General features: G+C 72.4%; 21 protein-coding genes. 11 read left to right on the forward strand and 10 right to left on the reverse strand.

What is annotated here, in order from left to right; all coding sequences use genetic code 11:
- The first annotated feature begins 114 nt into the window (after positions 1–114).
- Positions 115–2,298, forward strand: a complete 2,184-nt coding sequence (locus ACFSL2_RS21670) for an acyltransferase family protein (RefSeq protein WP_377199823.1) — start codon at positions 115–117, stop codon at positions 2,296–2,298.
- A 99-nt stretch (positions 2,299–2,397) separates the two neighbouring features.
- Here ACFSL2_RS21670 and ACFSL2_RS21675 read toward each other — a convergent pair whose 3' ends face one another.
- The gene (locus ACFSL2_RS21675; RefSeq protein ID WP_377199824.1) at positions 2,398–3,897 is read right to left on the reverse strand and encodes a S8 family peptidase; all 1,500 of its coding nucleotides are present in this window, start codon (positions 3,895–3,897) and stop codon (positions 2,398–2,400) included.
- Positions 3,898–4,112: 215 nt separating this feature from the next.
- On the opposite strand from ACFSL2_RS21675, the gene ACFSL2_RS21680 reads away from it, so the two are divergent.
- Positions 4,113–6,215, forward strand: a complete 2,103-nt coding sequence (locus ACFSL2_RS21680; RefSeq protein WP_377199825.1) for an acyltransferase family protein — start codon at positions 4,113–4,115, stop codon at positions 6,213–6,215.
- Here ACFSL2_RS21680 and ACFSL2_RS21685 read toward each other — a convergent pair.
- Positions 6,175–7,215, reverse strand: a complete 1,041-nt coding sequence (locus ACFSL2_RS21685; protein WP_377199826.1) for an acyltransferase family protein — start codon at positions 7,213–7,215, stop codon at positions 6,175–6,177. The two genes, ACFSL2_RS21680 and ACFSL2_RS21685, sit on opposite strands and share 41 nt — an antisense overlap.
- Before the next feature lie 11 nt (positions 7,216–7,226).
- Positions 7,227–9,467 (reverse strand): acyltransferase family protein, encoded by a 2,241-nt coding sequence (locus ACFSL2_RS21690; RefSeq protein WP_377199827.1) that lies wholly within the window; start codon positions 9,465–9,467, stop codon positions 7,227–7,229.
- A gap of 128 nt (positions 9,468–9,595) precedes the next feature.
- On the opposite strand from ACFSL2_RS21690, the gene ACFSL2_RS21695 reads away from it, so the two are divergent.
- The 4 genes from ACFSL2_RS21695 (at position 9,596) to ACFSL2_RS21710 (ending at position 12,811) form a co-directional block, all read left to right on the forward strand.
- Positions 9,596–10,252, forward strand: coding sequence for an FMN-binding negative transcriptional regulator (locus ACFSL2_RS21695; RefSeq protein ID WP_377199828.1), 657 nt, complete (start codon positions 9,596–9,598; stop codon positions 10,250–10,252).
- Positions 10,249–11,844, forward strand: a complete 1,596-nt coding sequence (locus ACFSL2_RS21700) for an amidohydrolase (protein WP_377199829.1) — start codon at positions 10,249–10,251, stop codon at positions 11,842–11,844. The genes ACFSL2_RS21695 and ACFSL2_RS21700 overlap by 4 nt, the downstream gene beginning before the upstream one ends.
- Positions 11,845–11,968: 124 nt before the next feature.
- Positions 11,969–12,484, forward strand: coding sequence for an HIT family protein (locus ACFSL2_RS21705; RefSeq protein WP_377199830.1), 516 nt, complete (start codon positions 11,969–11,971; stop codon positions 12,482–12,484).
- A gap of 63 nt (positions 12,485–12,547) precedes the next feature.
- A complete protein-coding gene (locus ACFSL2_RS21710; protein WP_377199831.1) occupies positions 12,548–12,811 on the forward strand; it encodes a ribbon-helix-helix domain-containing protein in 264 nt (87 codons plus the stop codon).
- Between the two features lie 79 nt (positions 12,812–12,890).
- On the opposite strand, the gene ACFSL2_RS21715 is transcribed toward ACFSL2_RS21710, so the two are convergent.
- The 5 genes from ACFSL2_RS21715 to ACFSL2_RS21735 form a co-directional block, all read right to left on the reverse strand.
- On the reverse strand, positions 12,891–13,235 hold the full coding sequence (locus tag ACFSL2_RS21715; protein WP_377199832.1) for a DUF202 domain-containing protein: 345 nt from the start codon (positions 13,233–13,235) through the stop codon (positions 12,891–12,893).
- The gene (locus ACFSL2_RS21720; RefSeq protein WP_377199833.1) at positions 13,232–13,591 is read right to left on the reverse strand and encodes a YidH family protein; all 360 of its coding nucleotides are present in this window, start codon (positions 13,589–13,591) and stop codon (positions 13,232–13,234) included. Before ACFSL2_RS21720 ends, ACFSL2_RS21715 begins: the two co-directional genes overlap by 4 nt.
- Complete coding sequence (locus ACFSL2_RS21725; RefSeq protein ID WP_377199834.1) at positions 13,588–14,592, reverse strand: formylglycine-generating enzyme family protein; 1,005 nt, start codon at positions 14,590–14,592, stop codon at positions 13,588–13,590. Before ACFSL2_RS21725 ends, ACFSL2_RS21720 begins: the two co-directional genes overlap by 4 nt.
- 90 nt (positions 14,593–14,682) lie before the next feature.
- Positions 14,683–15,399: a GntR family transcriptional regulator gene (locus tag ACFSL2_RS21730; protein ID WP_377199835.1), complete on the reverse strand. Its 717-nt coding sequence runs from the start codon at positions 15,397–15,399 to the stop codon at positions 14,683–14,685.
- A gap of 16 nt (positions 15,400–15,415) precedes the next feature.
- A complete protein-coding gene (locus ACFSL2_RS21735; protein WP_377200871.1) occupies positions 15,416–17,212 on the reverse strand; it encodes a gamma-glutamyltransferase family protein in 1,797 nt (598 codons plus the stop codon).
- 474 nt (positions 17,213–17,686) lie between these two features.
- Here ACFSL2_RS21735 and ACFSL2_RS21740 point away from each other — a divergent pair, with 474 nt between their 5' ends.
- From ACFSL2_RS21740 to ACFSL2_RS21760, 5 genes are all read left to right on the forward strand, one after another.
- Positions 17,687–18,331, forward strand: a complete 645-nt coding sequence (locus ACFSL2_RS21740; protein ID WP_377199836.1) for an ABC transporter permease — start codon at positions 17,687–17,689, stop codon at positions 18,329–18,331.
- Positions 18,328–19,566 (forward strand): betaine/proline/choline family ABC transporter ATP-binding protein, encoded by a 1,239-nt coding sequence (locus ACFSL2_RS21745; protein WP_377199837.1) that lies wholly within the window; start codon positions 18,328–18,330, stop codon positions 19,564–19,566. The genes ACFSL2_RS21740 and ACFSL2_RS21745 overlap by 4 nt, the downstream gene beginning before the upstream one ends.
- A complete protein-coding gene (locus ACFSL2_RS21750; protein ID WP_377199838.1) occupies positions 19,566–20,351 on the forward strand; it encodes an ABC transporter permease in 786 nt (261 codons plus the stop codon). Before ACFSL2_RS21745 ends, ACFSL2_RS21750 begins: the two co-directional genes overlap by 1 nt.
- A gap of 76 nt (positions 20,352–20,427) precedes the next feature.
- Positions 20,428–21,372, forward strand: a complete 945-nt coding sequence (locus ACFSL2_RS21755; protein ID WP_377199839.1) for a glycine betaine ABC transporter substrate-binding protein — start codon at positions 20,428–20,430, stop codon at positions 21,370–21,372.
- Positions 21,373–21,476: 104 nt separating this feature from the next.
- Positions 21,477–22,808 (forward strand): Nramp family divalent metal transporter, encoded by a 1,332-nt coding sequence (locus ACFSL2_RS21760; RefSeq protein ID WP_377199840.1) that lies wholly within the window; start codon positions 21,477–21,479, stop codon positions 22,806–22,808.
- 86 nt (positions 22,809–22,894) lie between these two features.
- Here the strand turns inward: ACFSL2_RS21760 and ACFSL2_RS21765 are convergent, their stop codons facing one another.
- Both ACFSL2_RS21765 and ACFSL2_RS21770 read right to left on the reverse strand, forming a co-directional pair.
- Positions 22,895–24,079: a glycosyltransferase gene (locus ACFSL2_RS21765; protein WP_377199841.1), complete on the reverse strand. Its 1,185-nt coding sequence runs from the start codon at positions 24,077–24,079 to the stop codon at positions 22,895–22,897.
- Entirely contained in the window at positions 24,076–25,011 is a 936-nt protein-coding gene (locus ACFSL2_RS21770; RefSeq protein WP_377199842.1) for a hypothetical protein, read from the reverse strand. The genes ACFSL2_RS21765 and ACFSL2_RS21770 overlap by 4 nt, the downstream gene beginning before the upstream one ends.
- Positions 25,012–25,116 lie beyond the last annotated feature (105 nt).

The raw sequence follows: 25,116 nt of genomic DNA on the forward strand, positions 1-25,116 counted from the left end.
GGGGCCGCTGACCTGAGTCAGCGGCCCTACGCTGTGCTGAGGTGGTCTTTGCCGAGGACGTCTGTCCACGTGATGTGTGACCACGGTGCACAGACCGACTCCGAAGGACCACAGGTGACCGTTGTCTCCAGCCCGCCGCCCGCCTCAGGTGGGTCGACGGGTGTTGACCGGACAGCGGGCGGGGCCCCCGCCGCCCCGGCCCTCCCGGTGGCCGCTGACCGGCCCGGTGCGCGTCGGCGACCGACGCACATCCCCGAGCTGCACGGCCTGCGCGGTCTGGCGCTGGCCCTCGTCGTCGCGTTCCACCTGTTCGGCGACGGCCGGGTGTCCGGCGGCGTCGACGTCTTCCTCGTCGTGTCGGGATTCCTGGCGACGGGGTCGTTGCTGCGCCGCGCCGAGCGCCGCGAGCTGCGCCTCGGCGAGCACTACGGGCGGACGTTCTCCCGGCTCGTCCCGCCGGCGCTCGTCGTGCTCGTCGCGACCGCCGGCCTGGCCTGGTGGGTCATGCCGCAGGGCGTCTGGGCGCAGACCGGGCGCGAGATCCTCGCCTCGGCCCTGTACTACGTGAACTGGGAGATGATCTCGGGGCAGCTCGCCTACGGCGCGGCCGGCCCGGAGACCAGCGCACTCCAGCACTTCTGGTCGATGTCCGTGCAGGGACAGTTCTTCCTGGCCTGGCCGGTCGTCGTGCTGATCGTGGTCGCGCTGGCGCGGCTGCTGTGGGTCAGCGCCCGCCAGCTGCTCCTCGTCGTGGTCGTCGGCCTGGTGGTGGCGTCGTTCCTCTTCGCCCAGAACCTGCACGCGCTGGACCAGTCGGTCGCCTACTTCCACTCCTGGGCCCGGTTCTGGGAGCTCGGGGTCGGTGGCCTGCTCGCCCTGATCCTGCCGTGGCTGCGGGTCCCGGGAGTCCTGCGGCCGGTGCTCGGCTGGGTCGGGCTCGGGCTGGTCGTCTCCAGCGGCTTCGTGCTCGACGGTGGTGCCCTGTTCCCGGGCGAGTGGGCCTGGTGGCCGGTGACGGGCGCGCTGCTCGTGCTCCTGGGATCCGGCGGGCCCGCCTGGGGGCCTCGGGGTCTGTTGCAGGTGGCGCCGCTGCGCTTCGTTGCCGACATCTCGTACGCGCTGTACCTGTGGCACTGGCCCCTCCTGATCGCCTACCTGCACTACACAGGGCTACCTCGGGTGGACTGGCTCGGTGCCGCGGCGATCATGTCGACGTCGGTCGTGCTGTCGTGGCTCACGATGAAGCTCGTGGCGGACCCGGCGCAACGGTTCCGCGAGGCGTTCGGCAGCGGCCGTGCGCTCACCGCCGCTGCCGTCAGCGTCGCGCTCGTCGCGGGGGCAGCCCTGGGCGGGCTGACGCTGCTCGACCGGCGGGACGCCCAGCTGCTCGCGGCGGCCGCGGCCGTCACGGCCGACACCGGGCCGGACCAGTACCCGGGGGCGCTCGCCCTGAGCCCATCGCACCAGATGCCGGTCCCCGACGACCTCGACGTCCAGCCGGCACCGGCGGTGGCGGCGCTGGACCTGCCGGCCGTCGACGACGACGGATGCATCCAGGGCAACGTCGACGCGCCGGGCTCGGACACCCCGCTGCTGTGCACGCTGACCGACCACCCGGACGCCGACCACGTGGTCGTCATGGTGGGCGACTCGCACATCGTCCAGTGGACCCCTGCGATGAGGGAGATCGGCCACGAGGAGAACTGGCAGGTGCTGCTGCTGGCGCGGCGTGGTTGCCGGCTCGCGGCCCCGGTCGGAACCACAACCGGTCTCGACCAGTGCTGGTCGTGGCGCGTCAACGCGCTGGAGCTGCTCGAGCAGATGCGGCCCGACGCGGTGATGGTCGTCGGCAGCCGCACCTCGCCCACCGCCGCCGGCGACCGGGTGATCCCCGCCGAGTCGCGTGCCTGGCGGCAGCTTGCCGGCGCGGGCATCCGGGTGATCACGCTCCGGGACAACCCGCGGTTCGCGTTCCAGGTGCCGTCCTGCGTCGAGCAGCACCCGGACGGCGTCGGCTGCACGCGTGCCCGCGCGGAGGTGTACTCGCCCGTCAACCCGGTCGAGGATGCCCCGGGGGTGCCGGAGTCAGCGGTGCACATCGACCTCTCCCGGTACATCTGCGGGGAGCAGCTCTGCGCCGGCGTCGTCGGTAACGTGCTGACCTACCGCGACGACAACCACATGACCGCGACCTACGCGGCGACCCTTGAGCGGCCCCTGCGCCGCGCCCTCCAGGTGAAGGCGAGCTGGCTCTTCGTCGACCCGATGCGCGGCCCGGCGATCCAGACGCGCTTCTGACCACCGAGGTGGTCATCCGGCGACATAGCCGTGCAGCGAGGTGGTCACCCGGAGCATGCCGCGTGACCACCTCGCCCGATGACTAGCTTGACGGGATCGTCAGTGGGTCACCGCGTCCAGGGCGTCGGCGATGCCGTCACCGTAGAAGCTGTTCTCCTCGAGCCCGCCCACGCAGGCGGGCCCGCGCGTCGTCGTGGTGCACTCGTGGTCGTCGGCCTGCGTCCGGACGGCCGCCTCCAGCTGTGCCGGGCTCCAGCGCGGGTGCGCCGACTTCATGAGCGCCAGCACGCCTGCGACGTGCGGCGACGCCATCGACGTGCCGCTCTTGAGGTCCCAGGTGCCGTCGAGCTCCGTGGACAGGATCGCGCTGCCCGGGGCGGAGACGTCGATCTTGCCGAGGCCACGGTTCGAGAACGAGCTGAGGTCGGTGGACTCGGTCAGCGACGAGACCGTCACCACGCCGTCCAGCTCCGCGGGGATGTCCTCGCAGCCGGAGTTGATCACCCGGTCCACGGCGGTCGAGTCGTTCGGGCTCGACGTATCGGTGGTGTTGTTGGCCAGGTCGGTGGCGGCGTTGCCGGCCGCGGCGGCGTGCACCACACCGCGCTTGGTCGAGAAGTCCACCGCGCGGCGCACGGCCTCCTTCGCGGCCTGCTGGTCCGGCTGGTCCTCGCACCAGTACATGAACGGGTCGATGTAGTACGAGTTGTTCGTGACGTCCATGCGGTTCATGCCCGCCCAGACGAAGCCACAGATCGCGTACTCGGGGTAGATGTACCCGTCGTCGTTCACAACCTTGACCGAGGCCATCTTGACGCCCGGCGCGACGCCGACGATGCCGACGCCGTTCTGCGCGGCGGCGATGGTGCCCGCTACGTGCGTGCCGTGGTCGGACGTGGTGGGCAGCCAACCAGTCGAGGACATGTCCGGCCTGCCGCCGTCGGTGCAGTTGACCGACGAGTCGGCGTCGACCTGGGTCGCGAGGTCCGGGTGCGACGCGTCGATCCCGGAGTCCAGCACACCGACGACGACGTCGGACGAGCCGGGGTTGATCGCCAGGGACTGGTCGGCCTTGATCATCTCCATGTCCCACTGCGTCGCCTCGCCCGGGTCAGGGACGGCGGTCGTGCCGGCCGGCTCGTCGACGGTCCAGCCGGTGGTGTCCTTCTTGGCCTGGCCGACCACGGTCTTGCTCTTCTTGGCGCCGACGGCAGTGTCGGCGCCAGGCGTGCCCTCCGTGGGGCTGACGGTGCGGGTGGCGCCGACGGACTCGACGACGCCGACCCGGTCGGCCGCGAGCACGTCCTCGCGGAAGGACCCGTTGGCCGAGTGCGCCACGATCACGCCGATCTGCGGCCAAGCCTGTACGACGACGCCGTCGGCCCGCTGGATCGCCTTGATGGCGAGGGTGGCGTCACGGCTCCTGGTGTCCTCCGTGTTGACGACGTAGGAGAACAGGGCCCCGTCGGGTGTGACGATCGGGACGGGCGTTGACTCCGGCTCGTCCGCCGCGTACCCGGCGCCGGTGCCGAGCGCGGTGAGCGCGAGGGTCGTCGCGGTAGCGACGGCGAGTGCTCGCCGGGAGTGGGAGATGCGCATGGATCACTCTCCTGGATGAAGACGGGCCCCCGGGTGGGGCCCGTACCGCAACCTACGCGTCCTGGCAGAAATTGCCCACTGGTCCTCCACAGCCGAAACGGAAGGAAAACCCGAATTCTTCACCCGCTTCCGGCGCGATTTCACCCGGAAAATTCACCCTTTGTGGCACAGTGGTCCCTTCTGCTTCCCCGAGACGAAGAGCGCGACAACACGACATGACGGCAACGACGACCACGCCCGCCGCCACGCCGAGCCGGGACGCCGAGCCCGCGGGCCGCCCACGGAGGTTCCGCCCAGAGGTCCAGGCCCTGCGAGCCCTCGCGGTGCTGCTGGTGCTCGCCTATCACATCGACCCGGCCGTCCTGCCGGGCGGCTACATCGGCGTCGACGTCTTCTTCGTCATCTCCGGGTTCCTCATCACGGGACACCTGTGGCGCGAGGTGTCTACCACCGGACGGGTGAGCCTGAAGCGGTTCTGGGCCGCCCGAGCCCGACGCATCCTGCCCGCTTCCCTCGTCACCACCGTGGGCGTGATCGTGCTCGCGCTCGTGCTGCTCCCGCCGTCGCTGGTGGAGTCGTGGTGGCGGCAGGCCCTTGCCTCCGTCCTCTACGTGGAGAACTGGGCACTCGCAGGGGAGGCCGTCGACTACCAGGCGGCGACCAACGACCCGACGGCCTTCCAGCACTTCTGGTCGCTGGGCGTCGAGGAGCAGTTCTACCTCGGCTGGCCCCTGCTCGTGCTGCTCGCGGTCGGCCTGTGGGGCGGTGCGCGGCGCGGCGTCGCGACGGCGAACCCGGCGGCACTGCGCCGCATCCTGCTGGTGGTCTTCGGCGTGGTCGCCGTCGCCTCGCTCGCCTGGGGTATCAAGCAGTCGATGGGCAGCGACCCGGTGGCGTACTACTCCACGCTGACCCGGGTCTGGGAACTGGCGGCCGGCGGCATCCTGGCGCTGCTGATCCGCGACACCCAGCGGTTCGCGCCGCTGCGCAACACGCTGGCCGTGTTCGGCGTGGCCACGATCGTCGCTGCGGCCTGCCTGTTCGACGACGGGACCCCGTTCCCCGGTGTGGCTGCCCTCGCACCGACGCTGGGCGCGTGCGCGGTGATCCTGGCCGGTCGCACCTCAGGCCCTGGTTCGTTGCGCGTCGTCGCCGAGTCGTGGGCCGTGCAGCGCATCGGTGACATCTCGTACTCGCTCTACCTGTGGCACTTCCCGGTCATCGTGTTCTTCGGCCTCTCCACGGGCCGTGAACCGAGGCCCACCGATGTCCTGCTGATCCTCGTCACCTCGTTCGCCCTGGCGATCGCGAGCTACACCCTCGTCGAGCAGCCGATCCGCACGGCGAGCCGGTTCAGGGCCGACGGCCGCATGCTCGTGGCGGCACTGCTCGCGATGGTGCTGGTCGCCGGGCTCACCCTGACGCTGCCGCTGCGCGTGCAGGCCACCGTCGAGCGCTGGGACAGCAACGCGCAGGTGGCAGCCGGCGAGGCGGACGAGACCATCCCGGAGGGGATCGAGGAGGGCTTCGCCCCGTTCGTCGACGGGAACACCACCATCTCGCCCAACCCGGTCAAGGCCGCAGAGGACAAGCACCCCGCGGTCAAGGCCTGCCAGGCGGCGCAGCGAGCGACGGTCACGAGCATGTGCGAGTTCGGCGTCACCGACGACCCGAAGGCCACCGTCGCCGTCGTCGGGGACTCGCACGCGGCGATGTTCGCCGAGCCCGTCACCGAGGTCGCCACGGAGCGCGGCTGGCGTGTGGTCACGTACCTGCACTCCGCGTGCCCGTACAGCGCCGGCCCGCGCGTCGGCAGCGGGCCGGAGGTGGAGGCCTGCTCCGCGGCCAACGAGCAGACCCGAGCGGAGCTGCGTGAGCTCGCGCCGGAGGTGGTCGTCACCAGCTTCCAGGAGTCGTACTCGCTCGCCGCGCGCGGCTCGGAGGAGCACCCCGGTGCGTCCGGCCTGGCCGAGGTCTGGAACGAGCTCGCCGACCGGGGATCAGAGGTGCTCGTGCTGCGGGACACGCCACACGCGCGGGAGGACGTGATCGAGTGCGTCACCGAGAACTACGAGGACCCCACGCAGTGCGACCAGCCGAGGGAGGACGCGTTGAAGGGCCGTGACACGGTACCGGGAGCGCTGGAGGAGGCGCCCCGTGTCAAGGAGGTGGAGTTCTTCGACTACTTCTGCGACGCGAGGTCCTGCCCCGCGGTCATCGGCAACGTGCTCGTCTACCGCGACCCGAACCACGTGACCCGCACCTACATGCACCAGGTCACGGACCGCTTGCGGCAGGTTCTTCCGCGGGGGATGTGACGGCGAGGTGGTCGCGGCCGCGCGCTCGCAGGTGCTGACGGGGCCTCACGCCCAGCCGTTCCACGAGCCCTGCCACGACGCAGCTCGCCACGAGGACCGCTACCGTGACGGCCGCGCCGAGCACCAGCGAGCGCAACCAGCCGGCCTCCGGGGTCTGCAGCGCCCCCGTGACGAACGGGTGCAGCAGGTAGACGTACAGCGAGTGCTTGCCCACGACACCCAACGCCTCCCCGACGATCGGCAGGCGTGAACGCAGGGCGTCGCGGAGCGCAGGTACGCACAGGGACGCGCCGAGGGACAGCACGGTGAACGCGACGACGCTCCACCAGGGCCCTGCGGCGTCGGACACGTAGACCCAGCTGCGCGCGGCGAGGCCGCCGACGACGAGCGGTGCGAGCCACCACAGGCCGATGCGGGGGAGCCACCCGTTGCGGAGCGCCACACCGAGCAGGACCCAGACGAAGTACCCGGCGTACCGGGCGTCGACGTTGTCCAGGACGACCGGGGGGAGGAGCTCCTTCAGCGGCGTCTGGAACAGCAGCGCACCGGCGACGGCGGCCACGCCGAGCGCCGAGCGCGCCCGGGCGGAGCCGTTGAGCGGTCGGCCGAGCAGGCGCAGCAGCAGCACGCTCAGGAACAGCATCGGCACGTACCAGAGGTGGAACGCTGGCCGCAGCAGCAGCACCGCGACGAACGACTGCACGCCGGTGAAGGCGTTCGGTTCCTCCAGCGCCAGCCAGAGCACACTGACCACCAGCCAGGCGGCGAGCATGCGCTTCCAGTAGTGGCGCAGCAGATCGCCCCATGGCCGGGTGCCGAACCGGGCCATCGAGATCATGTACCCGGAAAGGAACAGGAACATGGGCATGTGGAAGCCGTAGATCATCCACTTGGTCCATGAGTCGCCGACGTCCTGCCAGAACGTGTGCCCGAAGATCACGAGCACCAGGAGGAGGCCCTTGAGCTGATCCGGGCCGGGGTCGTGCCGCGTGCCGTTCATCGCGGGTGAGGCTACCTGCTCTCGCTCGGTGCATTCGTCCGGTGCTGACCGGTGCCGGGCCGGTCCGGGTCCAACAGCCACGGGACCCGGGTGCGCAGCTGCTCGCCCAGGACCGGGACGAGGGTGCGCACGTACGTGTTGGTCAGGTGGTCGTCGTCGCGGTAGACGAGCACGTTGCCGACCACCGCGTCGCACCGGTCCGGTCCGCAGATCGAGTCCGTGAGGTCCAGGTGGACGGCGGAGTCCGGTACGCCGGGCGCGGTCGTCACGGGCGAGACGTCGGCGAGCTGTTCCGCGCGTGGTCGTCCGCAGGCCTCGGGCGAGACGGCGTCGACCATGCACTCCGGCACGAACCACTCGAAGCGTGGGTTGTCCCGGATGGTGACCACGCTGATCCCGGCGTCGTCCAGCGTGCGCCACGCGCGGACCTGGCCCGGCAGCACCTCTTCCGGAGCGCCGTCCTCGTAGGTCCGGGTGCCCACCACGACCACGACGTCCGGGCGGGCCGCGACCAGCGTGTCGAGCGCGCCCTCGTTCCACGTGGCGCACGCCGACCGGCGCGCCCTGCTGCCGTCGGCCGGGGTCCCGAGACGGCAGCCGTGCTTGAGCATCTCCCGAAGCTCCCAGCCGTGTGCGCGGGCGAGCGCGACGAATGCCTCCTCGTACTGCTGCTCGTGCGAGGCACCGGCGAGGTAGACCACGGCCGTGGGGTCGTCCGGTGCCACCACCGTGCACTCCAGCACCTCGGACCGGTCACCCTCCTGCGCGCAGCCCGCGCTCTCCGGGTGGTCGTCGTAGGCGACCCAGGTCGCGGGCCGGAACGGTGCGGCGGGCCGCGGGTCGGTCAGCGGCGCGTCGGGTGCGAGCGCGGCAGCTCCCGGGTGGTCGGGCGAAGGAGTGAGCAGGGCCGCGATGTCGTGCTGCACCTTCGCGTCGTGCCCGGCCGCGGCGGCCTGGGTGCCGCCGAGCACCAGGACCGCGGCGCCCGCCAGTGCCGCGAGCGTCCGCCTGCTCGGCGGTGTCGAGGTGCCTCGGGGAGCGACGTCCCAGCTCAGCGGGGTCGTGCTGGCCGCCATGGCACGCCGGGCCGCCAGGTGGTCGGTGACCCGGTCGAGCAAGGGCTCGGCGACGTACCGCGTCGTGAGCCACGCAAGGATCGTCGAGACCGTGAGGATCCCGGCGGCCGCCACGGGGTCCACCCGCCGCGTGTCGGTGGTCAGGAGCCAGAAGATCAGGATCGGCCAGTGCCAGAGGTACAGCGCGTAGGAGATGCGCGCGCCGAGACGCAGCGGAGCACTGTCCAGGAGCCGCTCGACGCCCCGGCCCGCACCGAGCACCTCCTGCGCGGCCGGCGCCGTCGCCACGAGCACGAGCGCGGCACCGCCGACCGGGACGAGGGCCCACGCCCCCGGGAACACACGGGCGCCGTCGACCAGGAACCCCGACCCGACCACCAGGGCAAGCCCGGCCCAGCCGAGCGTGTCGCGCCACGGGCCGGGCCCGAGCGCGCGGGTGCGAAGAGCGAGAGCGAGCAGCGCACCGGCCCCGAGCTCCCAGAACCGGGTGAAGGTGCTGAAGTAGGCGACCGGCTGGTCCACGGTGACGAGCCACAGCGCAGCCGCGAAGGATGCCGCCGTGGCCAGGCCGGTGACCAGCGCGACCAGGACGGCGGGGCGGAGCGGGCGCGCGGTGCCGTGCCGCCCGCACCACCGGGTGGCGCCGCGCCACCGTGCGGCCCCGACGAGGCCCAGCACCGCCAGCGGCCAGACGGCGAAGAACTGGCCCTGCACCGACAGCGACCAGAAGTGCTGCAGCGGGCTCGTGTCGGGTCCGGCGGCCCCATAGGCGAGCGAGGCGTGCACCAGCTCCCAGTTCTCCCAGAAGGTCGCGGACGCCCCGACCTCGCGCAGGCCCGCCGACCAGTGCATCCGTGGGGCGAGCGTCAGCAGCGCGACGGTGACGGCCGCCAGCACCACGAGCGCGGCCGGGAGCAGCCGGGCGAGCGTGCGCGCGTAGTGCGTCGACAGGTGCAGGGTGCCCGCCTCGGCGCGGCGGACCAGCGTTCCTGTGGCGAAGTACCCCGAGAGCAGGAGGAACACGTCGACCCCGCCCGAGACGCGGCCCTGGCCGAACAGGTGGAACGCGACCACGAGGAGCAGCGCGAGACCGCGCAGCCCGTCGACGGCGCCGATCCTCCGGGTCGGTGAGGTGTGGGCGATCGAGGGCGCCGTCGGCGCGCCGGTGGCTGGCACGCCGACGACGGTAGGGCGAGCGCCTTACGGAGAGATGGAGCGCGGATAACGTCCAGGTCTCGAATTCACCCCGCGCACCGTTCTCGCGGGTGTGCCACGCCGCAGGCTCGCGGTGGTTCGATGGCACCGTGATCGACACCCGTGACTACGAGATCGAGGACGAGGCCCGCGTGCGCGACCTGGTCCGCAACCATGGCTGGGCCACCCTCGTCTCGGTGGCCGACGACGGCGCGCCCGTCGCCTCCCACCTGCCGGTCCTGCTGGAGCCGACGCCGCCAGGAGAGCCGATGACCCTGCTCAGCCACGTCGGCCGCCCCGACGAGGTGCTGCACCGGCTGGACAGCGGCCGCGAGTCGCTGCTGATCGTCCAGGGTCCGCACGGCTACGTGTCGCCCGGCTGGTACGACCTCGCACCGGCCGTGCCGACCTGGAACTACGTCGCCGTCCACCTGCACTGTGCGGTGGAGCTCCTCCCGCCCGAGGAGTCGTACGCGGTCCTGTCCGACACCGTCGACCACTACGAGTCGGTGCGGCCCGACCCCGTGCGCCTGCCGCACGTCGAGGAGTACGCGCGCCGCATCGCCAAGGGTGCGGCAGGATTCCGGTTGCGGGTCACCCGGTGGCAGGGCAAGGCCAAGCTGAGCCAGGACAAGCCCCGCGCCGTCGCCGAACGTGTGGCGGCCGCACTGGAGACCGACCCGCACTACGCCCAGCCGGCGCTCGCGGCCGAGATGCGCGCGGAGCTCGGGCGGCGCACCGCCGGCCCGAGCGGCGGTGGGGCATGAGCGGCGCGGGCCCGGCCGAGCCGCTGCTGCTGACCAGGGCGCGTCTCGCCGGACACACCGGACCGGTCGACCTGTTGCTGCGCGACGGCCGGGTGCGCGGGGTCGCGCCGTCGGGCACGCTCGCGAACGGTGACCTCGGCGACGCCTCGGGTCCCGGGCCGCGTGCCGCGCCGGTGGAGCGGGTCGACCTCGACGGGCGCACCGTCCTGCCGGGCCTCTGGGACCAGCACGTGCATCTCACGCAGTGGGCGCTCGTGCGGCGTCGGCTCGACCTGTCGGGCGCCCGCTCCGCCGCGGAGGCCGTCCGGCTCGTGCGCGACCGCCTTGCCGACGGCCCGCCGGAGCCGGGAACCGCCCTGGTCGGCTACGGGTTCCGGGACGGGCTGTGGCCCGACGCCCCCACGGCGGCGCTGCTCGACGCCGTCGCGGGCGAGGTGCCGGTCGTGCTCGTGTCCGGTGACCTGCACTGCGCCTGGCTCAGCACCGCGGGTCTACGGTTCGTCGGCGTCGGCTCGCATCCGACGGGCGTGCTGCGGGAGAGCGAGTGGCTGCCGCTGGCCGCCGTCGTCGACCGGGTGGCCGACCGCCTCGCCGACACCTGGGTGGCCGACGCCGCCGCTGCCGCCGCGGCGCGGGGCGTGGTCGGCGTCGTCGACCTGGAGATCACCGACAACCTCGCGGCCTGGCGTCGCCGGTTAGACGGCGGGTTCGACGCGCTGCGGGTGCGGGCCGGCGTCTGGACGCCGTGGCTGGACGACGTGCTCGCCGCAGGCCTGCGTACCGGCGACGTGCTGCCCGGTACGGGCGGCCTGCTGGAGCAGGGCCCGTACAAGGTGGTCACCGACGGGTCGCTCAACACCCGCACCGCCTACTGCCACGACGCGTACCCCGGTCTGACGGGGCCCGAGGCGCACGGGATCCTGTCGGTGCCGCCGGACGAGCTGGTCCCGCTGATGAAACGCGCCCACGACGGCGGCCTGCGTTGTGCCGTCCACGCGATCGGTGACCACGCCAACGCCCTCGCACTGGACGCGTTCGCCGCGACGGGCGCCCAGGGCTCGGTCGAGCATGCGCAGCTGCTCGACGCCGCGGACCTCGCCCGCTTCGCCGAGCTGGGCGTGATCGCCTCCGTGCAACCCGAGCACGCCATGGACGACCGCGACGTCGCCGACCGGCACTGGGCCGGCCGCACCGGCCGAGCCTTCGCCTACGGCTCCCTGGACGACGCCGGGGCCGTGCTCGCCCTCGGCTCGGACGCCCCCGTCGCCGTGCTCGACCCGTGGGTGGCGATCGCCGCGGCGGTGAGCCGCACCCGCGACGGGCGCTCGGCCTGGCACCCGGAGCAGCGGATCGGGTTGCGGACGGCCCTGGAGGCCTCGACGGACCGTGAGGGGCCGTACCCGACGGCGGGGGCGCCGGCCGACCTCGTGGTGCTCGACACGGACCCGTTCGAGATCGGCGCCGGCAGCGAGGGGCGGGATGCCGACGGGTCGGACGCCAAGAGGTCGGACGCCGACGTGTCGGAGGCGCTGCGCCGAATACCGGTGGCGGGCACCCTCCTGGCCGGCCGCTGGACCCACCGCGAGCTCTAACCCTGGCCAGCCCCTGGCCAGCCCCGTCGAACGTAGGGTTGGTCGCTCCAACGGGCTGCTTGGAGCGACCGACCCTACGTTCGACGGAGAGCTCGATCGGGACGGGCGACAGATGAGGAGGGGCATGAGCGGTCGAGGGGGCGTGCTCGGCGTCCGTCACGAACCGAGCGGGTACCAGTGCCCGTTCTGCCTCCTGCAGCAGGGAGTGTTCGACGAGCGGAACCAGCCGGCCGACGTCGTCGGCGTGACCGGCCTGGCCTACGCGCGGATCGCGCCGAAATGGTGGCCGGCGAACCCCGGCGGGGTCCTGGTGCTCCCCCGCGCGCACCACGAGAACCTGTACGACCTGCCGGACGACGTCGGGCACGCGGTCTGGGACCTGACCCGCAGCGTCGCAGCAGCGATGAAGAAGACCTACCAGTGCGACGGGGTGTCGACACGGCAGCACAACGAGCCCGCCGGCGACCAGGACGTCTGGCACCTGCACGTACACGTCCTCCCGCGCTACGAGGACGACCAGCTCTACCTGCGGCACCTCGACGCCGCCTACGTGCCCGCCATCGACCGGGTGCCGTACGCCGAGCGGCTCAGGGAGTCCCTGGGCGTTCCGACGGTGTTCACCCGAGTGCGCTGTGCCTGAGCACCGCTACACCAGGCCTCGCCCCGCCGTTGACGGCCGTGTTTTTACGTATACGATATTGACATGACCGAGAGGAAGATCCGCGGGCAGGCGGTGAGCGAAGAACAGATCCAGGCGTGGGCCGAGGAGGCTGAGGCCGGCTATGACGTGACCCGGCTGCGCGGCCGCGGCCGCCCGCCTGTCGGAGACGGGCCAGGCGAGGTAGTGCCGGCCCGGCTGGACGCTGCGACGTTGGCCGCGCTGGATCGGCAAGCCAAGGCTGAGGGGCTGGCGAACAGGTCCGAGGCCATCCGTGCGGCGGTGCGTGCCTGGGCACACGTCGCGTGAAGCTGCATGACTCGGCCCTCCTGGACTCGCGCAATGTGCGGCTGGCCAGTGGCCACCTGACCTCGCCCCGGCCGGGTGCTCAGCCGTTCAGCGCGCTGAGGATCAGGTAGCCCGCGCAGGCGGCGCCGAGGACGAGCGCGGCAGCGGTGGCCAGGGCGATGGGGGCGGCCCCGTGGTCGAGCGAGCCGGTGCTGTGCAGTGCCGTGTTGGCCCGGCGGTAGCCGACCGCGGCGGCGACGTAGGCGGCGACCGCCAGGCCGGAGCCGATGACGCCCGCGAAGACGGCGAGGACGCCGGCGGCCTCCACGGTGAACCGCATGGCGACGAGGCTGGCGACGCCGAAGGCGAGGCAGGTGCGACGCCAGGCGAGGAGCGTGCGCTCGGTCTGGAGGCCGGGATCGTAGATGCCGTGGTCCTGGCTCATACGAACAGCCCGATCGTGACGAGGGCGACGGCGACGACGATGCCCACGACCAGCAGCCCGCCGACGGCGAGGCCGGGGAGCGGCCGGCCCAGGCGTAGCGCCGTCTCGGTGGCGGACCAGCCCAGCCAGGCCTGGACCGCGGCGACCGTGCCGAGGAGGAGGAAGACGCCTGCCGCGGCGACGCGCCAGCCGGTCGAGGCGGGCAAGGAGAGCGCCTCGAGGGCGAACGCGCCCGCGTAGAGCCCGAGCGCGGTGCGCAGCCAGGCCAGGAACGTGCGCTCGTTGGCGAGGCTGAACCGGGGGTCGGGCTCTCCGCCGTCGCGGTAGACGCGCTGGGGGAACCTCTTGTGCGTCATGCTCGTGCCCCGGCGGAGCTGAGCGCGACCGTGCGGAAGCCGGCGTTGCCCATCGACGAGTCGGGGGTGTTCGACGACCGCGCGGAGTTGCGGTAGCGGTTGCAGTACGAGATGTGGCACAGGTAGCTGCCGCCGCGCAGGATCCGTACCGTGCCCTGTGCCGGGCCCGGCGGGTCGGCCGTGGGGGAGTCTGCGTAGTAGCCCGGGTCGAACCAGTCCTGGCACCATTCCCAGACGTTGCCGACGGGCTGCCAGAGCCCGTAGCCGTTGGGCTCGAAGGTGCGCACCGGTGCGGTGGTGAGCCAGCCGTCGTCCAGAGTGTTCACCTGCGGGAAGGTGCCCTGCCAGATGTTGGCGCGCCAGCCGCCGTCGTTGACCTCGGCGTCGCCCCAGGGGTACTTGGCGCCGTCGATCCCGCCGCGGGCCGCGTACTCCCACTCGGCCTCCGTGGGCAGGCGCCGGCCGGCCCAGGCGCAGTAGGCGAGGGCGTCGTTCCAGCTGACGTGGGTGACCGGGTGGTCGTCGAGCCCGTCGATGTCGGACCGCGGCCCTCCGGGGTGGGCCCAGTCGGCACCGCGCACACCGAACCACCACGGGGTGCCGCCGGGCTGGCCCAGGATGTCGGCGGGGTCGGCCGCAACGGCGAGGTGGAACACGGCGGAGAAGCGATAGGTCTCCGCCTCGGTCCGGTAGCCGGTGTCGTCGACGAACCGCGCGAAGTCGGCGTTCGTGACGGTCGTCGCGTCGATCTCGAAGGCGTCGAGCGTCACCTCGTGCAGCGGGGCCTCGCCGTCGCCGGCGTTCTGGTCGCCCGACGAGTCGCCCATGGTGAAGGTCCCGGCGGGGACCGTCGCCTGCTCGACGCCGTGCGGGCCGCGCGCGGGTGTCGCGGCCGCGTCGCCGTCGTCGGCCGGTCGGGTGCCGAGCGGGACGAACGCCTCGCGTCCCGGGGTGCAGCCACAGCCGCAGCCCTCGTGCTCTGCCCCGGTCTGCTCGCTCATCATCACGGTCCCACCGTAACGGCGCCGGCCGGTCGCACTCCGTCCACGCTGGATTCCGGACGCCCGCACGGTCCCGGACGTCGGCGTCCCTCAGCGTCCGCGGGCCTGCCGACGCTCCTCCACCGCCGCCGCGACCACCGGGTCCGAGCTCGGGGTCGTGACGCCGTACCGCAGCAGGTAGCCGATCCGGGACTCGCGGACGTGCGCGGCCATGAGCGCGGCGGCGCGCTCGCCGTCGCCGGCGTCGATGGCGCTCACCAGCACGCGGTGCTCCGGCCAGAGCCGCTTGCCGCGGGGCTGCGCGTCGGCGGCGTAGAGCCACTCGATCTTCCACGAGAGCTGGCGCAGCAGCCGCGTCAGGGTGGCGCTGCCGCTCAGCTCGGCGATCCGGAGGTGCAGCTGGTCGTTGAGGGCGACCAGCGGATCGAGGTCGGCGGCGGCGGCGAACCCGTCCCCGGCGTCGAGCAGCGCGGCGATCTCGCGGCGGATCCGCCACCAGTCGTCGGGGCTCTCGACGCCGGTGTACAGGTTCGCCGCCCGGCGGGCGGCGCTCCGCGCGGTGGACACCTCCAGGGCCTCGCGCACCGCGAACAGGTCGTCGGCGTCGTGCACCGGGATGGGTGCCACACGCGAGCCCACGTGCGGCAGCGAGTCGACGAAGCCTTCGCTCTCCAGGCCCCGCAGCGCCTCCCGGACCGGCACTCGTGAGACGTCGTAGCGCTGGGCGAGGGCGCTCTCGGTGACGCGGGCGCCGGGAACCAGCACACCGGCGATGATGTCCCGCCGGATCGCGTCCTGGACGGACACCGGCCGGGCGGTGTCCTCAGCGCCCCGCGGCATAACCCTGCGCGCCCCTCGGGTTGGCCGCGGCGCCCAGCAGTCCCGTGGCCGGGTCGTGGGTCACGGCGGACAGCCGCCCCAGCGCCCAGTCGCCGGCCCGGGTCACCACGTGGCCGCGCCGCTCCAGGCCGGTGATGACGTCGTCGCCGAGCCGGTCCTCCACGACCGCTCCGCCGGGCGTCCAGGTACGGGGCCAGAACGAGCCGGGGAACGACGTCGTGTGCAGGGCCGGTGCGTCGATCGCCTGCTGGGGCGTGTACCCGCCGACGAGGACGCGCAGCAGGAACAGCAGCTGCCACTGGTCCTGCTGGTCACCGCCCGGGGAGCCGAGCGCGATCAGCGGCCGGCCGTCGCGCAGCACCAGCGTGGGCGTGAGCGTGGTGCGGGGCCGCCGGCCGGGCACCAGGGCGGACGGCGACGCCGGGTCGAGCCAGGTCATCTGCAGCCGCGTGCCCAGGCAGAAGCCGAGCCCGGGCACGGTGGGCGAGGACTGCAGCCAGCCGCCGGACGGCGTGGCGGAGATCATGTTGCCCCAGCGGTCGACGACGTCGATGTGGCAGGTGTCGCCGCGGGTGGCACCGGTGTGCTCGGGGGAGTCGGGGCCCGGGACGGTGGGTTCGCCGACGCCGGCCGCCGCGCCACCGGTCGGGGCACCCGGCAGGGAGCCGATCGGGGCGTCGCTGGCGTACTCGGTGCGGAGGGCCGGCACGGGCGGCGTCGGTCGGCCGGGAACGGCGCCCGGGCGCACCTCGCGGCTCGCGGTGTCGGTGATGAGCGCTCGGCGCCGCGCCGCGTAGTCCTCGCTGAGCAGGTAGGTCAGTGGCACGTCGTCGTCGGCGGGGTCGCCGAACCAGACGTCGCGGTCGGCCAGCGCCAGCTTCTGCGCCTCGAGGATCGTGTGGGCGCCGAGCTCGGTGGACGGGTCGAGTGCGACGTCGTCGAACCCCTCCAGGATCTTGCAGGCGGCGAGCAGCGCGGGCCCCTGCCCCCACGCACCGGTCTTGGCGATCGTGTACCCGCGGAAGGTCGCGGTGGTCGCGTCCTCGTAGGACGCCGCGAAGCCCGCGACGTCGGCGGCGGTCATGACCCCGGCGTGGTCCCCGCCGTCGGCGTGCCGGTGCGGGGTCGCGACGAACTCCTCGACGGCCGCGCCCACGCGCTCGCGCCAGGCGGCCCGGGCGAGGTCGATCGCCTCCGCGCGGTTCCTGGCGGAAGAACCCGCGGCGACGACGGCGTCCAGCAGGTCGGCGTACTCCGGGTTGGTCACGACCGTGCCGGGTCCGGGGACCGCGCCGTCGGGCAGCCAGCGGGCGGCCGAGGTGGGCCAGTGGTCGCGGAACAGCTCGGCGACCAGCGAGAGGGTGGAGCTGACCCGGCCGAGCAGCGGGTGCCCGTCGCGGGCGTAGCCGACGGCGTAGGCGAGCACGTCGGCGAGCTCCCACGTGCCGTGGTCGCGCAGGAGCAGCAGCCAGGCGTCGACGGCGCCGGGCACCGCCGCCGCCAGCGCTCCGGAGCCCGGCACGAGGTCCAGCCCCTCGGCCCGGAAGTGCTCGATGGTGGCGCCGGCGGGCGCCGGCCCCTGGCCCATCAGCACGCGGGGGGTCGATGGCGCGTCGGCGGTGACGAAGACGCCGGTCATGTCGCCGCCCGGCCCGTTGAGGTGCGGCTCCACGACGTGCAGCACGAAGGCCCCGGCGACCGCCGCGTCAAAGGCGTTGCCGCCCCGTTCGAGCACGGCCTGGGCGCTCGCGGTGGCGATCCAGTGGGTGGAGCCCACCATCCCGAACGTGCCCTGGAGGTCGGGCCGCGTGGCGGGGCCGGCGGGCGGGGTGAAGGACGAGGTGCCGAGCGTGGCCGACGACGGAGTGCGCACGAAGAGAATCCAATCCGAGGCTGACGGGGACGATCGCATACAACCATGGCTGCCACCACCGAGATGTATGCAATGTGTGGGGGTCCCGTACCGGCGCTGTCCACGCCGCCGTTCCACTGCCCTGTCCAGCTCCGTGTGCGGTGCCGTGCCGGGATGCCGGGGCCGTGTTGAGGCGCCGTTGAGCGGCGGTTGTGCAGGAGATTCCGGGAGCGGTGCGGCTCCGGGGCAGCGCGTGACCGGGCTGGACCGCACCTTACGATCAGGTCACAGATCAGCCTGCTGACGGTCATCCGGCCGTTCGGCGCGTCGACCGCCCGTACCGTGTCGCTGCGCGGGCTGTCACGCGGCCGGCCGCAGCACCCCCCTACGTAACGAGCCTTTGTGACCTTTACCGAATACCTGACGCGCAACTATGACAACCTTCTCGAGCTCGGTCTCGAGCACCTCAACCTGGTCCTCCTCTCCATGGGGATCGCACTCGTCGTGGGCCTGCCCCTCGGGATCGTGGCCCACCGCAACGGGTTCCTGCGCAACCCGATCCTCAGCACCGCGGGGTTCTTCCTGACCCTGCCGTCGCTGGCCCTGTTCGCGATCTTCATCCCGGTGTTCGGCATCGGGGCGCCGCCCGCGATCGCCGCCCTCAGCCTCTACGCGCTGCTGCCGATCGTGAGCAACACGGTCACGGGCCTCGCCTCGGTGAGCCCCGCGGTGGTCAAGGCCTCGCAGGGCATGGGGATGACCGGCTTCCAACGGCTGCTCAGGGTCGAGCTGCCGCTGGCCTGGCCGGTGATCCTCACCGGCATCCGCGTCTCCACGCAGGTCGTCGTCGGCATCGCGGCCATCGCCGCCCTCGTGGGTGGTCCCGGACTGGGCACCGAGATCTTCCGCGGCCTGCGGTCCCAGGGCAACGCGAGCGCCCCCAACCTCGTGTACGGCGGCACGCTCGGCGTCATCGTGCTGGCACTCCTGCTCGATGTCGCCTTCGTCCTGATCCGCCGACTCACCATCTCGCGAGGTATCCGATGACCACCACCGACACGTTGACGCAGGCCGGCCCGACCGGATCCGGCGCCAAGCCGATGATCGAGCTCGTCGGCCTCACCAAGCGGTTCCCCGGCACGGCAGAGGCGGCGGTGGACGGGCTCACGCTCACGGTCGACGAGGGCGAGATCACGGTGCTCGTCGGACCCTCCGGCTGCGGCAAGACCACCTCGATGGAGCTGATCAACCGGCTCATCGAGCCCACGTCGGGCCAGATCCTCATCGACGGCAAGGACATGACCCACACGAACCCGGACGAGCTGCGCCGGCACATCGGGTACGTGATCCAGGAGACCGGGCTGCTGCCGCACCGCACCATCGCGCAGAACGTCGGTACCGTGCCCAAGCTGCTCGGCTGGGACAAGGCGCGCATCGCCGCACGCGTGGACGAGCTGCTCGAGATGGTCGGCATGGACCCCGCGACCTACCGCGGGCGCTACCCCAAGGAGCTGTCCGGCGGACAGCGCCAGCGCGTCGGTGTCGCCAGGGCGCTCGCGGCGGACCCGCCCGTGATGCTCATGGACGAGCCGTTCGGTGCCATCGACCCGATCACCCGCGAGCGGCTGCAGAACGAGTTCCTCCGGCTGCAGCAGCAGGTGCGCAAGACCATCATCTTCGTCACGCACGACATCGACGAGGCGCTCAAGATGGGTGACCGGATCGCCGTGCTGCGCAACCAGTCGCACATCGCCCAGTACGACACCCCGGAGAACCTGCTCACGAGCCCGGCCGACGACTACGTGTCGGACTTCATCGGGACGGGCGCCTCGCTGAAGCGGCTGAACCTCAGCCGGGTGCGGGACATCGAGATGGCGACGGACGCGCCGACGGCGAGCGTCTCGGCGCCGGTGGCCGAGGTGCGGGCCGCGCTGCTCGCCTCCACCTGGACGTGCCTGCTGCTGCTCGACGCGGCCGGCCGCCCCGTCCGGTGGGTCACCAGCCGTGACCTGGCCCGCGCCGACAAGGGCGCGGCGCTCGCCGACGTGGGCCTGCCCGTCGAGGCGGTCGTCGAGCCCCATGCGACGCTGGCCGACGCGCTCGACGAGCTCATCGCGTCCAACGTGGGCTGCACGGTGGTGGTCGACGGGTCGGGCGCCTACCAGGGGATCGTGGACCTGGAGACGATCATGATCGTGGTCCGGACGGTCCGGGACGAGTACGAGCGGTTCCACCTCGCCCAGAAGCTCGCCGAGCAGCCGGCCGACGGTCGGGAGCGCTGATGGCGGACACCGCGCTCGCCAACCGGGCGACCGGAGCGTCGGACCGTGCCGTGCTGCGGCGCGGCGGCTCCCGGCTGAGCTGGTTCGGCATGCCCGTGCTGCTCGCCGTGATCCTGGGCGCCACCTACCTGTGGGTGGGCTCGCTCGAGCTGGACACCATCGAGCGGCGCACCCTCAACGCCGAACAGCTGACGCGGAGCACGCTCGAGCACCTGCACATGACCGCGGTCTCCACGGCCATCGTGATCGTGCTCGCGATCCCGCTCGGCGTCCTCCTCTCGCGACCGTTCGCCCGACCGGTGGTGCCCGCGGTGCTGGGGGTGGCGAACATCGGCCAGGGGGTGCCGTCGTTCGGGCTGATCACCATCGTGATCCTCTGGACCTCGCTGGGCTTCTGGCCCATGATCATCGGCCTCGTGGCCTGCTCGATGCTGCCCATCCTGCGCAACACCATGGTGGGGCTGGAGCAGGTGGACCGCACGGCCGTCAAGGCGTCCCGCGGGATGGGGATGTCGCCGCTGCAGGTGCTCCTCAGGGTCGAGCTGCCCCTGGCCTTCCCGGTCATGATCGCCGGCATCCGTACCGCTCTGATCATCAACGTCGGCACAGCGACCCTCGGCACGTTCTTCGGCCAGGGCGGGCTCGGCTTCATCGTCTACAACGGCATCACGCTCAACCGCACGCCCGTGCTCATCACGGGAGTGGTCCTGGTCTCGGCGCTGGCGCTGCTGGTCGACTACCTGGCCGGGGCTCTCGGCCGGCTGCTCGCCCCACGGGGCTTGTGACGCGATGCCCGCGAGCGGGCTCCGCGCGGAGCAGCACTCTCGACGTACAACGCTCTGGAAAGGAGCATCTATGCGCATGAAAAAGGCATTTGCCACGGCGGGCGTGGTCACGCTGTCGTTCGGGCTGACCGCGTGCGGCGGGGGTGACGACGGCGGGTCCGCGACCGGCGGTGCCCTCGACGGCGCCGACATCGTCGTGGGGTCCAAGGACTTCGACGAGCAGCTCGTCCTGGGCAACATCACCAAGCTCGCGCTGGAGAACGCCGGCGCCCAGGTCGACGACCAGATCAACCTGGGTGGCACCGACGCGGCGCGCGCCGCGCTGACCTCCGGTGACATCGACACGTACTGGGAGTACAACGGCACCGCCTGGATCAGCTTCTTCGGTGAGACCGAGGCGATCCCGGACCGTATCGAGCAGTACGAGGCCGTGCGCGACCGCGACCTCGAGGAGAACCAGCTGGTCTGGATGCAGCCGGCGGAGTTCAACAACACCTACGCGCTCGCGTTCCCGACCGAGGCGGCCGAGGAGCTGGGCAACCCCACCACGCTGTCCGACCTGGCCGCCCTCGCGCAGGACGACCCGGACGCCGCGACGGTGTGCGTCGAGAACGAGTTCTCCACGCGGGACGACGGCCTCCCGGGCCTGGAGGAGACCTACGGGTTCGAGTTCGCGACGGACGACGTCACGGTGCTCGACACCGCGCTCGTGTACACGGCGGCGGACGCGCAGGACCCCTGCAACTTCGGTGAGGTGTTCACCTCCGACGGCCGGGTGGCCTCGCTGGACCTGACCGTGCTCGAGGACGACAAGGGATTCTTCCCCCTCTACAACCCGAGCCCTGTCTTCCGCGAGGAGGTCTACGAGGAGTACGGCGACCAGCTCGACGAGATCTTCGACCCGATCTCCGCTGCGCTCACCCAGGAGGAGATGACCATGCTCAACGAGCGTGTCTCCGTCGATCTGGAGCAGCCCGCCGACGTGGCCGAGGACTGGCTGACGGAGCAGGGCCTGCTGTAGGTCCCCCGTTCCTGGCCGCGCCCGCGGCCCGACCTGCCCACTCGGCGGGACGGGCCGCGGGCGTGCCTCTTTCCGGCGGGTGAAAGCCTGAGTACAGTCTCGCCATGGAAAAGGACAATGAGGTCACTTCACACGGCCCGACCAAGGGCCCGCCGACGGCGGACGGCGGGGCGGACACGGGGTACGACGGGGCCCTCGAGAAGCCGCGCTGGAAGATCGTCGGACCCGGCCTCATCGTCGCGGCCACCGGCATCGGCGCCGGTGACCTCGTCGCGACGATGGTCGCGGGCAGCACCTACGGCTACGCCCTGCTGTGGGCGGTGATCCTCGGCGTCATCATCAAGATCGTGCTCGTCGAGGGGGCGGGCCGCTGGTCGCTCGCCACCGGCCGCACCATCTTCGACGGCTGGAAGTCGCTGGGTCTCTGGGCGGTCGTCTACTTCGGCGTCTACGTGGTGGTGTGGGGCTTCAGCTACGGCGCCGCCGCGATGTCGGGCACCGGGCTCGCGCTGAACGGGCTGTTCCCCGGGATCGACGTGCGGTACTGGGCGATGCTCGCGGGCGTCGCCGGCCTGGTGCTCGTCTGGTTCGGCAAGTACAAGCCGTTCGAGAACGTCATGGCGGTCCTCATCGGCGTCATGTTCGTGACCGTCGTCGGCTCGGCGCTGCTGACCACACCCAACCTGGGCGAGATCGCGGCCGGCCTGGTGCCGATCATCCCCGAGGGTGCGGTGCTGAACACCCTGGGCCTCGCGGGCGGCGTCGGCGGCACCATCACCCTGGCCGCCTACGGCTACTGGCTCGCCGAGAAGGGCTGGTCCACCCCGCGCTGGATGCGCGTCATGCGGATCGACAACGCGTGGGCGTACGTCATGTCCGGCATCTTCGTGGTGTCCATGCTGATCGTGGGTGCCGAGCTGCTCTACTCCGCCGGCATGGCCGTGGCGGACGGCGAGGAGGGGCTCATCGACCTGGCCGACGTGCTCTCGCAGCGATACGGGGTCTTCATGGCGCCGCTGTTCCTCGTCGGGTTCTTCGCCGCCAGCTTCTCGTCGATGCTCGGCGTCTGGCACGGTGTGTCGCTCATGTTCGCCGACTTCGTCGCCACCATGCGCAACCTGCCGGGCGACGACCCGCGCCGGGGCGCGGGCGGCACCTACTACCGGGCGTACATCCTGTGGCTGACGTTCCCGCCCATGGCGCTGCTGTTCCTGGACCGGCCGATCCTGCTCGTCGTGATCTACGGCGCGCTGGGCTCGCTGTTCATGCCGTTCCTCGCGCTGACGCTGCTGGTGCTCATGAACTCGAAGGCGGTGCCGCTGCGGTGGCGCAACCGGTGGTGGGTCAACGTGATCCTCGCCCTGGTGGCCGCGATGTTCCTGTTCCTGGGCGGCAACGAGCTCGTCAAGGTGCTCACGCCGATCCTCGGCGGCTGAGCCACCCACCGACGTGCCAGACGCTCAGGTCGCTCCGGTGACCTGAGCGTCTGACCCGTCGGGGATGTCTGACGGGTCGGAACCGGTCAGGCCGCTGCCGGGGTCTCGCGCATGCTCCGGACCTTCTCGTAGATGCCCTCGAACGCGTCGAGCGTCCCGTCCACGGCGTGCGCCGCGACGAGCTCCCGGCTCGCCCCGCCCATCCGGCGGCGCAGGCCGGCGTCCGCGAGGAGGTCGCTCAGCCGGTTGGCCAGCTCGCGCACGTCGCCCGGGGTGTAGAGCCAGCCGTTGACGCCCGGACGCACCAGGTGCGGGAGCGCCATCGCGTCGGCGGCGACCACCGGCAGGCCCGAGGCCATCGCCTCGAGGGTCACCAGGCTCTGGAGCTCGGCCACGCCGGGCATGCAGAACACGTCGGCCGCGGAGTAGGCGTCGAGCAGCTCCTCGTCGGGCACGTAGCCGCGGAAGCGGACGCGGTGCGCGACGCCGGAGGTCGCGGCGAGGTCCGCCCACTCCTCGGCCTTCGAGCCCGTGCCGACGATCTCGAGCCGCCCGGGCAGGTCGGCGGGCAGGAGGGCGAAGGCGCGGATGATCTCGTCCACCCGCTTCTCCTGGTCGAGCCGGCCGACGAACAGCACGGTCGGCTCGTCCCGGCCGTCGCGGACGGTGGTGGTGTACCGGTCCGTGTCGATGCCGTTGGACACGGGGATCGCGTGGGTCAGGCCGGCGTGCTGCGCGAGCAGGTCCACCGCGCGCGGGGTGGGAGCGGTGACGACGTCGGCCTTCGCGTACACGCGCCCGATGTCCTGCCAGGCCCAGCGCCCCACGGTGCGGTGCATGGAGCTCGGCACCATGAGATAGCCCACGATGTTCTCCGGCATCAGGTGGTTCGTGGCCACCAGGGGGAGGCCCTCCCGGTGCGCCGCGTCGACCAGGGCGCGGCCGACGATGAAGCTGCCGTTGGTGTGCACGACGTCGGGCCGGACCTCGTCCAGGATCTCCGTGACCGCCCGGCGCGTCTCCCACGGCAGACACACGCGCAGGTTGTCGTGCGACGGGTAGCGCCGGGAACGCAGCCCGTGCAGCACGACACCGTCGCGCACCTCGCGCACCGGCGCGCCGGTCGGCGACGGTGCGACGACGTGCACGTCGTACCCACGCCGGGCCAGGCCGGTCGCCAGGCTGCCGGCGAACCGGGCCGCGCCGTTCACGGCGGGCGGGTAGGTGTCGGCGCCGATCAGGATCGTGCGGAAAGTACCGGGCAGGTTCACTGTGCTGTACCTCTCGATGGTTCGGGAAGTCTCGAAGGGGTGGAGTGCGCCGCGCGAGCCGCTACGGCGTCTGGGTGGAGCCGGGCAAGGACGAGGACCCCCACGGCCGCGGCGACCGCCGCACCGCCGAGGAGGAACCAGGTGGCGACGGACGTGTCGGCGCCCTCGCCGAGGAGCAGCGCGCCGAGCAGGACGGCGACGATCGGGTCCACGACGGTGAGGCACGCGACCACGACCTCGGGCGGACCGGACGGGTAGGCCTGCTGCACGAGCCAGCCGCCCACGACGAGAGCGACGAGCGCGCTCGCGGCGGCGCCGAGCACCGGCGGTTCGTACCAGCGGGAGTCTCCGGCGGAGATCTCCTGGAAGATCACCCGCATGAGGGCGGAGAGCAGGCCGAACGCGGTGGCCCCCGCCGTCGCGCAGGCGACGCACCGGAGCCAGCCGCCGACAGCGAGGCCGGCCGTCGCGAGCCCGAGCACCACGCCGCCGACGACGAGCGTGGTCGGCAGCGTGGAACCGGGCGGGGGCGGGTTGCCGGTGGCACCGCCGACCGAGGCCGCGACGAACACCGCGACGCCGGCCATGGTCAGGACGACGCCGAGGATGACGTTGCGACCGGGCGCACGCCGGGACCGGAGCGAGGAGAGCAGTACCGCTACCGGCACGGCGAGCACCCCGATCGGCTGCACCACGCGGAGCGGGGCCAGCGCCAGTGCGACGGCGTGCACGATGGTGCCGCCGCCCGCGAGCCCGAAGCCGGCCAGCCAGCCGGGTCGCCGCGCGATCCTGCCGAGGCGGCGCAGGGACAGGATGCGTTCGCGGGGGAGGGGCTGCCCGTAGAGATCGGCCACCTCGCGGTGCTGCAGGACGGCGGCCCCGGCGAACAGGGCGGCGCCGAGCACTGCGAGGGTGACCGCTATGGCTTGCATGGGACAACCGTGACGTAAGGATGCCCTTCTCCGCCACCAGGTTTCCCCCCGGGATCGCATGGGGGTTTACCCCCATCTTTCGGTGCCCCCTCCCGCGCCGACCGC

Source organism: Promicromonospora aerolata, assembly GCF_042682255.1.
GTDB classification, from domain to species: Bacteria; Actinomycetota; Actinomycetes; order Actinomycetales; family Cellulomonadaceae; genus Promicromonospora; species Promicromonospora aerolata.